Origin of the sequence: Gemmiger sp. An194, assembly GCF_002160145.1 — a bacterium.
GTDB lineage: Bacteria > Bacillota > Clostridia > Oscillospirales > Ruminococcaceae > Allofournierella.
This window is the reverse complement of the sequence record NZ_NFKA01000004.1, coordinates 1-11,673: the sequence shown is the minus strand read 5'-3', so window position 1 is coordinate 11,673 and position 11,673 is coordinate 1. Positions and strand designations below refer to the sequence as shown.

The window sequence follows — 11,673 nt, the reverse complement described above, 5'->3', positions numbered from 1 at the left end:
GCGAAACCACCAAGAAAGCCCCCACTTCCTTGTGCGAAACACCAAAAAGCTTTGGGCATCTGATGGTTCATTCCCAGGTCTGCCAGACCTCCGGGCAGCAGCCCACGGTGGCCTGCCGGCCATTACGCACGATGGGCTGGCGGATCAGCTGCTGGTTTTCGAACAGCTTGTCCGCCTGCTGCTCCGGGGAGAGAAAACGCAGCAGAGTCAGAGTGTCCTTGTCCTTTGCGTTTTCATCCACCAGGCTTTGCCAGCCGCCCAGCGCACGGCACACGTTGTCGAACTCACCCCGGCTCATTCCCTTTTCCTTCAGGTCGATCATCTGGAATTTGATGCCCCGCTCCTTGAACCAGCGCTGGGCCTTTTTGGTATCGAAGCTTTTGTTCGTTCCGAAAATCTGGATGTTCATGGTTTACTCTCCCTATTTTTGTTTGTTCACAGCCAATATTATACCACAGCCCATGAAAAAGCGGCAGCAGGGCCTGCCCCTGGCCGCCGTTTTGTAGTATACTGGTATCGATATTAACCGAAAGGATTGACCTGTTATGACCATTCGACACGCCCGCCCCACCGATCTAGATGCTCTGGATGCCCTGGAGCAGCAGTGCTTTCCGCCGGAGGAGGCGGCCACCCGTGCAGCCTTTGTTCAGCGGCTGGCTGCATTCCCGGAGCACTTCTGGCTGGCGGAGGAGGATGGGCTGATTCTGGCCTGTGTGAACGGCTGCGTGAGCGATTCGCCCCTTTTGCAGGATGAAATGTTCAAAGATGCAGGCCTGCACAACGAACAGGGAGCCTGGCAGATGCTTTTTGGCGTGGAGACGCATCCCGCCGCCCAGGGCAAGGGCTACGCCAGCGCACTGATGCACCGGATGATCGCCGACGCCAAGGCCCAGGGCCGTCAGGGCGTGGTGCTTACCTGCAAGCAGGAGCTGCTGGATTTTTACCGTCGGTTTGGCTTTGAAAACGAGGGCGTTTCCGCCTCCCAGCACGGGGGCGCGGTCTGGTATGATATGCGGCTGCGCTTCTGATTTTGCCGCGGCAACATTTTACCTTGCGCACCTCTGCTACAATAGGAACGAAAAGGAGGCTCTGCCATGAAGTTCATCATCTCTCCCGCAAAAACCATGAATGTGGATACCGATTCCTTCGCTCCCCAGGACTTGCCCCGCTTTCTGGAGCAGGCCGAGGAACTGAAGGACTATCTGCAAAGTCTGGACTATGCTGCCTGTAAGGCTCTTTGGAATTGCAGCGACGCACTGGCAGAGCCGAACTTTGAACGCCTGCAGAGGATGGACCTGCGCCGGGCGCTGACCCCAGCCCTTTTCGCCTACGAGGGCATTCAGTACCAGTACATGGCCCCCGGTGTGTTCACCCGGGAGGAACTTGCCTATGTGCAGGAGAATCTGCGGATCTTATCCGGTTTATACGGTCTGCTGCGCCCCATGGATGGCGTGACCCCCTACCGGCTGGAGATGCAGGCAAAACCGGTGGACTTTCGCTGCAAAACCCTGTATGAATTCTGGGGCACCCTGCTGGCGGACACTCTGGCCGAAGAGACTGACTGCCTGGTGGACTTGGCCTCCAAGGAGTACAGCAAATGTGTGCTGGGCAAGCTGCCCGATTCCGTGCGGCGGGTGCAGGTGACCTTCGCTCAGGAAACCGGCGGCAAGCTGAAGGAAAAGGCCACCTTTGCCAAGATGGCCCGGGGCGCGATGGTACGCCATGCGGCGGAACAGAACTGCAAAACTCCGGAGGAGCTGCGTTCCTTCTGCCGGTTCGGCTTCGCCTATTCCCTTGAGCACTCCTCCCCTGACCATTTGGTCTTTGTACAGGACCCCAATTGGAAGTCCAACTGACCAATTCTAACCATTTAATTTTCCAAATAAAAAAGGAGCGATTGTTTATGCTGCAAATCGGAACCCAAGCCCCTGCCTTCACCCTGACCGACAAGGACGGCAACACCGTAAGCCTTGCGGACTTCCAAGGCAAAAAGGTGGTGCTGTATTTCTATCCCCGGGACAATACTCCTGGCTGCACCCGTCAGGCCTGCGTCTTCGCGGCCCGTCATGCGGATTTTTCCGCCAAGAACACTGTGGTAATCGGCGTCAGCAAGGACAGCGCCACCTCTCACCTGAAATTCGCCCAGAAATACGACCTGCCCTTTGTGCTGCTTTCCGACCCGGAGCTGCAGGCCATTCAGGCTTATGATGTGTGGAAGGAGAAAAAGCTCTACGGCAAGGTGAGCATGGGCGTGGTACGCACCACCTACCTGATCGACGAGGAGGGCGTGATCCGCTGGGCCAAGGAAAAGGTCAAGCCGGATGAGAACGCTGGTGAGCTGCTGGCTTTGCTGGAGCAGGAAGGCTGATTCTATCGCTGAAAAACGCTCTATTGATGAAACGAAAAACTGCCGCATCTGTTTTGGTCGATGCGGCAGTTTTTCTTATGAGAAGAGAGAAAGGAAAAAGAAATAATCAAAAAGAAGGATTTAACTCCGGTCCTTTTCCATCATGATGTCCAGGATGGTTTTGTCGGTAGCGGTCATGCCGGGGTTGCTGATACGGCCCATGTTGCGGATGGCCTTTTCCGGGGTGGTGTCGCAAATGCCGTCGCTGGCGCTGACCACAACGCCGCCCATGGCCAGATAGGCGCTCATGAGGGCCGCGTTGGATGCGGTAGCCAGCTTCAGCGCGCAGCCGATCTTACCGCCGTCACAGATCATACCGGTCAGGTTGCCGCTCATGTTGATGATGGCAGCGCCCATCTGGGCATCGTTGCCGCCCATCAGCCAGACCATAGCGGCGGCGGAAGCAGCCGCAGCCGACACGCCGCAGCCACAGGTGGCGCTGAGCTTGCCGGTGAACAGCTTGATGTAAACGTTCAGCATATGTGAAAAGGCCAGTGCCTTTACAGTCGCTTCCTGGCTGGCGTTCAGGTGCTTGGCCATCTCCATGACCGGAATGATGGCGGTAATGCCATGGTTGCCGCTGCCGGCGCTGCTCATGACTGCGTAAGGGCAGCCGGACATGCGTCCCTCCGCGCTGGAGGCCACACGGACCATAGTGTTGCTGAACAGATTGTCACCCATGGCGCCATTCAGCTGGGTCTTCAGAGTGTCGGCAATGCCGATGCCCAGCCGGTTTTCCAGGCCGTAGTCCGCCAGGGTCTCGTTCATCTTGGCACCGTCCATCATGAAGGCCAGCTCCTCCTCAGCGGCACTGTCCACCAGCTCACGAATCTGGGCCACGGTCATGGTCTTCAGCTTCTCGTGCAGCTCATCCTCACCGCCTACGGTGTATTCCTTTTCAAACAGCACCTGATTGTTGGCGCTGGTGTAAACAATGTTGGAATGGGTGTTACGGATGGTACTGATACCGATGCCCCGGGTGGTGATGATCTCGGCGTGGGCATACAGCTGGGTCTCCTCTTCCGCGATGGTCACGCTCACCTGCTTTTCCTCCACCAGGCGGGTAGCTTCCTTGCTCACAATGGGGGTGATCTCCTCCAACAGCTGCAGACCCTTTTCCGGATTGCCCAGACAGGCGCCCAGTGCAGCGGCATATTTCAGGCCGACCCGGTCAAACCCGGGGATACCCACCGACATACCGTTTTTATATACACCGGGGTTTACCTGCATCTTTACCGATACGATCTGCCCGCCGATGGCATGATAGGCATCCGCGGCGGCCAGCGCCACGCACACCGGCTCGGTGCAGCCCAGAGCGGGCACCACTTCCTGATGAAGAAGATCCAGCATTTCCTGTTTTGTAAGCATGTTATTCGCTCTCCTTTTTCCTGTTATGCTCTGCCGCAATGCGCGGCATTGTTTCTTCTGCCTCCATTGCAGCAAGAACTGTGCCAACATCACCAGTACGCCGAGAAATATTTTTATGGGGCTTTTTTTCCTTGACAAGAGAAACAAAAACGGTTAAAACTGAGATTATAATTGGGTTATTGGTTATCAAAACTGGTTGCAGGAGAATTGTTTATGAAAAATATTGCTGTAATTTCCTGGGACCCGCTGGCAGGGCGGTTTTACGGCAAGCAGGTAAAGGACCTGTTTGCCGACCAGGTAACCGTTCAGGTCTACAGTGTGCGGGATGGATCGGTGAATCAGCTGCCCAGGCGACGCTATGATTTGTATATGACCTCCACCGATGCCTTTGAATCGGGCAGCGATCTGCGGCAGTACCTGCCCCTGGATGCGGAAATCACCGAGATCGAGTTGACCTTTTTGTGGGATGTGGTGCGCCGCCTGCAGAAGCTTCCCGCCGGAAGCCGGGTACTGTTCGTAAACCTGAGCGATAAGATGAGCCGCGAAGCGGTGAGCCGGCTGAACCAGCTGGGCGTAAATCAGCTGCAGTTTGATCTGTATCATCCAGGCTGCCCGGAACCGGACATGTCGCTTTATGATTATGTGATCACTCCCAGCGAGCAGCGTTATGTGCCGGAAGGCGCGAAGGAGATTATTGACATCGGCCAGCGCGTCTGCACCAGCGCCACCATGACCGAAGCCGCTTTGAAGCTGGGTCTGGAGGATCTGCTGGAAACGCCCCGGTTCCACCATTATCAGGAGATCGTGGCCACCAACACCTACAGCTTTGACCGGCTGTTCAACCGCAGCCGCCGTCTGGAAAGCCAGTTCGATATTCTGATGGACATTTTGGATGAAGGATTGGTAGGTGTGAACGAGAAGGGCGAGGTATTTGCCTGCAACAAAAAGCTGGAGCAAATTACCCTGGTAAGCAATGCCCTGGCGCTGCATCGCCGGGCCAGTGATGTGTATCCCTATATCCCCTTCAAGCAATGCTTGAAGAGCAAGGAGGCAATCCCCGCCAAGGTAGTACGGGCAGGCGGTACCAACCTGACCGTAACCGTCGCCCCGGTGCTGCGAGGCGGGGTCTGCCTGGGCGCTTTTGCCACAGTCCAGCGCTTCAGCGACGCAGAGCAGCGCCAGAATGAACTGCGCAGCCAGTTGAGTCCCAAGGGATACCGGGCCAAATACACCTTTGAAAATGTAATCGGCGAGTCCCCTGCGATCCGGCGCACCATCGAGATTCTGAAAAAGATGGCGGCCACCTCCTTGCCGGTTCTGCTGATCGGCGAAACAGGCACCGGCAAGGAGCTGTTTGCCCATGCGGTACACAACGCATCGCCCCGGGCCCAGGGCACCTTTGTGGCCATTAACTGTGCAGCCATGCCAGAAAACCTGCTCGAAAGCGAACTTTTCGGTTATGAGGACGGCGCCTTCACCGGAGCACGGCGGGGCGGCAAGCCCGGTCTGTTTGAATTTGCCCATCAGGGCACCCTGTTTCTGGACGAGGTTGAGGGTATGAGTCCGGCACTGCAGTGCAAGCTGCTGCGGGTGCTGCAGGAGCACGAGATCATGCCGGTGGGCGGCAACCGGATCATTCGGGTAGATGTGCGCATCGTAGCCGCCACCAATGAGGATCTGGAGGAGCTTGTGGAGCAGGGCAGCTTCCGTCGGGACCTGTACTACCGGTTGAACACCCTGCCCGCCCTCATCCCACCTCTGCGCCAGCGTGAGGGTGACCTGCTGCTGCTCATCGAGTATTTCCGAAAGAAAAGTGGCGTAGAATTCACCCTTTCTCCGGAGCTGGAGCAGATGCTTCTGGCCCATCAGTGGCGGGGAAACATCCGGGAGCTGCGCAATGTGGTGGAATATTTCAGCTACACCGGCAGCCAGGTCATTACACCAGAGGATCTGCCGCCTACCTTCCACTATCTGCCTGCAGAAAGCACTGGCGGCAGACTCACCCCGCCGGTGAGCGTAGCGGCTGCGGCTCTGACATCTTTACCGGACTCGTCCTCTTCCCCGCCTCAGCTGAACGAAGAACAGTGGATGGTTCTGCAATTAATTTATCAGGCCGCGCGCCAGGGCCGCTCCGCCGGGCGGGACAGTTTGCTTTCTGCCGCTCGACAGATACACCGTCCGCTTTCCCAGCAGCAAGTCCGCCGCCTGATGAGTGAGCTGGCTCAACTGGGTTATCTGCGCATTGAGCGGGGGCGCGGTGGCAGTCACCTGACCGAAGAGGGACTTCAGCTGTTGACCGCCCATACCACAGACAACCAGTTATGACCAATTTAACCTGTAGTTCATCCGAAATCAACCATTTTCATTTATTGGTTAACCGTTTTTGATCGTCGATTTCCTTATATATAAGGAACAGGCCGGTACCGCGTGCTTTCTTCTGCGGACCGGCCTGTTTTTCTTTTTCCATGCAATTGACTACATCCAGATTTTACCGTCAATCTGCTGCAACGCAAACAATCAAAACCGTTAAAACGCCGAAATGGATGGTAACGTCACCCACCTCTTCGCTTTTGGCACACTCTTTGCTATAATCTGGGCAGAGAAACGTGGGCAAGCGCCCAAACAGAAAGGCAGGAACCGATTTTATGAAATACGATTTTGACACCGTTGTGGACCGCAGCAAAAACAATGCCGCCAAGTACGACGAGCGGATTAAGAAGTTCGGCACTGACAAGGTGATTCCTCTGTGGATCGCGGACATGGACTTCAAAGCCCCCCAGCCGGTGATCGATGCGCTGACTGCCCGGGCACAGGAGGGCATCTGGGGCTACACCAGCCGCCCGGCCAGCTACTTTGAGGCCATCTGCAACTGGCAGAAGCGCCGCAACGGCTGGACCATCGACCGCAGCCTGGTGAGCTGGAGCCTGGGCGTTGTGCCCGCGCTGAGCATGCTGGTGAAGCTGTTCACTCCGGAAGGCAGCAAGGTGTTGATCCAGACCCCGGTTTACGGCGAGTTCTACGACGTGACCGAAGCCTGGAACCGCACTGTGGTTGAGAACCAACTGGTGGAAAAGGATGGCAAGTGGACCGTGGACTGGGAGGACTTTGAAGCCAAGCTGCCCCAGGTGAGCATGTTCCTGCTGTGCAGCCCTCACAATCCTCTGGGCATCGTGTGGACGCGCGAGGAGCTGACCCGCATGACTGACCTGTGCCGAAAATACGGTGTGCTGATGGTTTCGGACGAGATCCACTCGGATCTGGTGTTCCACGGCAAAACCCATATCCCCACCGCCAGCCTGTCTGAGCAGGTTGCCGGCGAAGTAATCAGCTGCATTTCCGGTACCAAAACCTTCAATCTGGCAGGCCTGCAGGCTTCCACCACCGTCTTCCCCAATATGCGGATGAAGGAACTGTATGACAAAGCCTGGATGAACATGGATATCCACCGCAACAACGCCTTCAGCCTGACCGCTATGGAAGCCGCCTTCAACGAGGGTGAGGAGTGGCTGGATCAGCTGCTGGAATACATCGACGGCAACTTCAACTTCATCCGGGATTACTGCGCCGCTCATATTCCCCAAATCAAGCCCAACCTGCCGGATGCCACCTATCTGGTCTGGCTGGACTGCCGGGAGCTGGGCTTGAGCAATGAGGAGCTGCGCCGTTTCATGATCGAAAAGGCCGGGCTTGGCCTGAACGAGGGATGGAGCTTCGGGCGCAGCCTGAACGGATTCATGCGTCTGAACGCCGCCTGCTCCCGCAAGGTTCTGGAACAGGCCATGAAACAGCTGGAAGAGGCTGTGAAAGCATTATAAACAGGAATACCGTCTCGTGCGGACGGAGCGATAAAGGAAAAGGAGAGTCATCATGTCTAACACTACCACCAAGAAATCGTCCTTGTGGCAGCAGTACAAGCTTCCCATCCTGCTGCTGGGCGGCATTGCTATCGGCTCCATCATCGGTGTGGTCTCCCCCAGCCTTGGGCAGACCCTCAAGCCCGTGGGGCAGATCTTCCTGAACCTGATGTTCACCATCGTTGTGCCTCTGGTGTTTGTGTCCATCGCTTCCGCTGTGGGCAGCATGGCCAATATGAAACGCCTGGGCAAGATTCTGGGCAGCACCATTTTCAGCTTTCTTGCCACCGGCATCATTGCAGGCGTCTGCGTGCTGGTATGGGTCAATCTGTTCAGCCCCTCTGCCGGAACCAATATCCAGATAGGCACCAGTGAAATGGGCGAAATGCAGAGTGTGAGCGACATGATCGTCGGCTCTCTTACCGTGGATGATTTCTCCGGCCTGCTGAGCAAGAGCAACATGCTGCCGCTGATCATTTTTGCCATTCTGTTCGGCTTCTGCGTTTCCGCCTGCGGCGGTGATGAGAGCCCTGTGGGCAAGCTGCTGGCCAACCTGAACGACATCATCATGAAATTCGTTGGTCTTATTATGAACATTGCCCCCATTGGTCTGGGTGCTTACTTTGCCAATCTGGTAGCCGAATACGGTCCTGAAATCATTGGCGACTACGGCCGATCCATGGCAGTATATTACCCCCTGTGCCTGCTGTATGTGGTTGTTTTCTTCCCCTTGTATGCACTGTTCGCCGGTGGTGCACTGGGTGTGAAACGGATGCTGAAGTATATCTTCACCCCCGCTGTGACCGCCTTTGCCACCCAGAGCTCCGCCGCCACCCTGCCCGTCAACAAGGAAACCTGCGATAAAATCGGCGTTCCCAAGGATGTGAGTGACCTGGTTCTGCCCATGGGCTGCACCATGCACATGGACGGCTCGGTGCTGAGCTCCATCACCAAGATCGCCTTCCTCTTCGGCGTGTTCAATATGCCCTTTACCGGCGCGAGCACCTATGCCATGGCCATTGTGGTTGCTATTTTGTCCGCTTTTGTTCTGTCCGGCGCGCCCGGCGGCGGCCTGGTGGGTGAAATGCTCATCGTAAGCATGTTCGGCTTCCCCGCTGAGGCCTTCCCCCTGATTGCTACTTTGGGCTTCCTGTTTGACCCTGCCGCTACCTGCCTGAACGCCTCCGGCGACACCATCGCTTCCATGATGGTGGCTCGTATGGTCGAGGGCAAGGATTGGCTGGTAAATGCCGTAAAGGCGAAGGGCAATGCTGCCTGAAACAGCAGAGAAAATCCCCATTGCATTTTCCATGCAAAATTGCTATAGTTATAGACGTAGTTAAGCAGCTTCATTATTGTGCACACGCACACAGTGAACTGCGTCAAGATTCGATCCAAGGAGGACTTCTATCATGACTATCATCGATACCAAAAACGCTCCCGGCGCCATCGGTCCCTACTCTCAGGGCTTCGTAGTGGGTGATCTGGTATTCACCTCCGGCCAGCTGCCCGTTGACCCCGCGACCGGCACCATGCCCGAAGGCATCGCCGCTCAGGCTGAGTGGAGCTGCAAAAACGTTGGCGCTATTCTGGATGCTGCCGGCTCCAGCCTGGACAAGGTTGTGAAGACCACCTGCTTCCTGGCTAACATGAGCGACTTCGCTGCCTTCAACGAGGTGTACGCCAAGTACTTCACCTCCAAGCCCGCCCGCAGCTGCGTGGCTGTAAAGGACCTGCCCAAGGGCGCCCTGTGCGAGATCGAAGCCATCGCTGAGAAGTAATCTCTGCCGTTTAAAAATCCCCCGGTTTTGCAGCCGGGGGATTTTTTATACTGTTTCGGGGTTTATTCCCCGTTTAGATCTTTGCAAAATGAAAAAATCCGCAAGCCCTTCAGCTTGCGGATTTTTTTGCGGAAAAAGAGGGATTTGGAAATCTTTGCTCCGCAAAGCTTCCCGCGCTTGGGGCATCGCCCCGGCGCGCAGATCGCCTGAAAACCTGCCGCCGGCAGGTTTTCTTCACGGCAATCACCCTTTCGGGTTCGAATCCCTTCTCTACTCTACTGCAAAAAGAAAGAACCGAAAGAGCAATTGCTCGATCGGTTCTCTTCTTTGGCGGAAAGAGAGGGATTCGAACCACCGCGCTTATTTTTTTATGCGAAATAATATGCTTTTATAGAGAAAATACTTGCTTAAAATTGAATAAACTTTGCAATATGCAAACAATTATGCAGATAGAAAAATAAAAGTGTGTACCTTATGTGTGTACCTACAACGCAAAAAGGCCCCCGAACTATCCGGAATTTCCGGACGGTTCGGGGGCTTTCCCTTACTCTTTCGCTTTGGGGGTCACATAAGTAAGCGCCTGCTTGCTATCAGCCACACCCTGGGTGGTGGGGTCGTTCACCACGCCCAGGATCGCAAGCACGGCGAAAAGGGCGTTCACTACCGCCAGCAGCCGGTTGCCCAGCTCGCCCAGGTCCAGAGCGTAACCGAACACCGCCGCCACCACCTGAATCAGCAGCAGCACCGCCGGAATCAGGCTCAGCCAGAAGGTCTTATTCGTCAAGCGCACTTTCCAGTTGATGTTCTTCATCTTCTCATTACTTCCTTTCCAAAATCGTGATGCGGGTCTCATGGTCGTTAAGAACCGCGTCCTGTTCTTCGTTGTGTTTCCAGATACGCCGGTGGCTGTCGCTATTATTTTGCTCCTGCTGGACCTGCCGGTCCCGCAGTCCCTCTACCAGCGTGGAGAGCTTGGTAATGGTGCTGTTCAGCCGGATCACCGGCGCCCCCACCGACAAAAACAACCCGGCCACCACCACCAGCACCCCGACCACATTCCATTCATTCATATTCATCCTCCTCACCAGATAAACTCCGCTGAAAAGCCCAGCCCCTTGCAGTAGTTCTCAATGCTGTGCCGGTCGCCCTCGTTGGGCACCGGGCACAGGCGCAGCTCCAGGCCTTCCTCCGGCGCGTCGATGATGCGGCATCGGTCGTCCAGAAGGGCGGCGTACACGGTTTCGCCCTTGTACGCAAGCTGCACCATGGGGTAGCCGTCCACCAGACCATCCGCCAGAGTAAGAACCGGATAAGTACCCTCCGGCAGCTTGTCCGTTTTTCCGTCCGGGTTCATCACCACCGCGTTGATGTCCGGCGCGGTGAAGTATTCGCAGCGGCTGGCATCGAACACCTCCAGCTGCTTGCCGGTCAGCGGCTGGAACTCCACCTTGCCCGGGGTGTAGTATTCCCGGATGATCCGGGGCAGGTCACAGTACATCCGGTTCAGATCGCACCGGCCCGCAACGCCGGGCACCGACCCGCTGCTGGAGTGCTGCCAGACGGCGGCGTTGTCCACCCCGATCTTGCCGGTGTAGTTGGCGATCCACAACCCCTCGTACGGATCGAGGGCCGCCATGTCCATGTAGCTGTTCACAAAGCTGGTGTAGCTGTAGAACATGGGCAGATAGCCCGCCGCGGCCACCACCTCCATAAAGGCGTTGCAGATGGCGGTATTCTTCGCCCGGCTGAAGGCGGCGTACTTGGCCGCGTGCTCGTAGTCCAGCACCAGAGGCAGGCTCAGCGCCCGGCCCGCCAGCAGCTCCAGCGCCCGGGCGGCGGCGATGCGGGCGTGGTCCTCGCTGTCGATGTAGCTGTACAGATACACGCCCACATCCAGCCCGGCAGCTGCCGCGCCGCTCAGGTTCTGCTCAAAATAAGGGTCGGTCACAATGCTGCCGTCACCGTTGGCGTAGCCCAGCCGCACGAAGGCGAAGGCATAGCCCGCCGCCTTCACCCGGAGCCAGTCCACCCGGCCCTGATACTTGCTCACGTCGATGCCCAAAATCGGGTCTTTGGTTTCATACTTCAATGCCATTTCGTTTCTCCCTTCCTGTTGCGCGGCTCAGGGCAGATACAGAATCACCATGCCGCCGCATTTCATGTCCCGCCAGTAGATGTCGCCCGCATCCGGGATGGTCAGGGTGATCGTCTGCCCGACAGAGATCTGCATCTCGCCCCGGGCCGAGATCTCACCGTCGCCGAA

General features: G+C 56.6%; 12 protein-coding genes. 7 read left to right on the top strand and 5 right to left on the bottom strand.

The window, feature by feature from the left end; all coding sequences use genetic code 11:
• Positions 1-67: 67 nt before the first annotated feature.
• Positions 68-409 carry an arsenate reductase family protein gene (locus tag B5F28_RS03295; protein WP_087293370.1) on the bottom strand — a complete coding sequence of 114 codons (342 nt, stop codon included), beginning with the start codon at positions 407-409 and terminating at the stop codon, positions 68-70.
• Positions 410-545: 136 nt separating this feature from the next.
• Here B5F28_RS03295 and B5F28_RS03290 point away from each other — a divergent pair, with 136 nt between their 5' ends.
• The 3 genes from B5F28_RS03290 to B5F28_RS03280 all read left to right on the top strand — a co-directional run bounded on the left by B5F28_RS03290 (position 546) and on the right by B5F28_RS03280 (position 2,368).
• The gene (locus tag B5F28_RS03290) at positions 546-1,028 is read left to right on the top strand and encodes a GNAT family N-acetyltransferase (protein WP_087293368.1); all 483 of its coding nucleotides are present in this window, start codon (positions 546-548) and stop codon (positions 1,026-1,028) included.
• 66 nt (positions 1,029-1,094) lie between these two features.
• Positions 1,095-1,856: a peroxide stress protein YaaA gene (gene yaaA, locus B5F28_RS03285; RefSeq protein WP_087293366.1), complete on the top strand. Its 762-nt coding sequence runs from the start codon at positions 1,095-1,097 to the stop codon at positions 1,854-1,856.
• Between the two features lie 47 nt (positions 1,857-1,903).
• On the top strand, positions 1,904-2,368 hold the full coding sequence (locus B5F28_RS03280) for a peroxiredoxin (RefSeq protein WP_087293364.1): 465 nt from the start codon (positions 1,904-1,906) through the stop codon (positions 2,366-2,368).
• A gap of 120 nt (positions 2,369-2,488) precedes the next feature.
• Here the strand turns inward: B5F28_RS03280 and B5F28_RS03275 are convergent, their stop codons facing one another.
• Positions 2,489-3,775 carry an L-cysteine desulfidase family protein gene (locus tag B5F28_RS03275; protein ID WP_087293362.1) on the bottom strand — a complete coding sequence of 429 codons (1,287 nt, stop codon included), beginning with the start codon at positions 3,773-3,775 and terminating at the stop codon, positions 2,489-2,491.
• Positions 3,776-3,988: 213 nt separating this feature from the next.
• Here B5F28_RS03275 and B5F28_RS03270 point away from each other — a divergent pair, with 213 nt between their 5' ends.
• The 4 genes from B5F28_RS03270 to B5F28_RS03255 all read left to right on the top strand — a co-directional run bounded on the left by B5F28_RS03270 (position 3,989) and on the right by B5F28_RS03255 (position 9,410).
• Positions 3,989-6,100, top strand: a complete 2,112-nt coding sequence (locus B5F28_RS03270; RefSeq protein WP_087293360.1) for a sigma-54 interaction domain-containing protein — start codon at positions 3,989-3,991, stop codon at positions 6,098-6,100.
• Between the two features lie 320 nt (positions 6,101-6,420).
• Entirely contained in the window at positions 6,421-7,590 is a 1,170-nt protein-coding gene (locus B5F28_RS03265) for a MalY/PatB family protein (protein ID WP_087293358.1), read from the top strand.
• 52 nt (positions 7,591-7,642) lie between these two features.
• Positions 7,643-8,908, top strand: coding sequence for a dicarboxylate/amino acid:cation symporter (locus tag B5F28_RS03260; protein ID WP_087293356.1), 1,266 nt, complete (start codon positions 7,643-7,645; stop codon positions 8,906-8,908).
• A 133-nt stretch (positions 8,909-9,041) separates the two neighbouring features.
• Positions 9,042-9,410, top strand: coding sequence for a RidA family protein (locus B5F28_RS03255; RefSeq protein WP_087293354.1), 369 nt, complete (start codon positions 9,042-9,044; stop codon positions 9,408-9,410).
• A 544-nt stretch (positions 9,411-9,954) separates the two neighbouring features.
• Here B5F28_RS03255 and B5F28_RS03250 read toward each other — a convergent pair.
• From B5F28_RS03250 to B5F28_RS03240, 3 genes are read right to left on the bottom strand one after another with little or no spacing between them, the layout of a single operon-like run.
• Positions 9,955-10,221: a phage holin gene (locus tag B5F28_RS03250; protein WP_087293352.1), complete on the bottom strand. Its 267-nt coding sequence runs from the start codon at positions 10,219-10,221 to the stop codon at positions 9,955-9,957.
• 7 nt (positions 10,222-10,228) lie between these two features.
• Entirely contained in the window at positions 10,229-10,480 is a 252-nt protein-coding gene (locus B5F28_RS03245) for a hypothetical protein (protein WP_087293350.1), read from the bottom strand.
• A gap of 11 nt (positions 10,481-10,491) precedes the next feature.
• Positions 10,492-11,505, bottom strand: a complete 1,014-nt coding sequence (locus tag B5F28_RS03240) for a GH25 family lysozyme (protein WP_087293348.1) — start codon at positions 11,503-11,505, stop codon at positions 10,492-10,494.
• Positions 11,506-11,673: the final 168 nt, after the last annotated feature.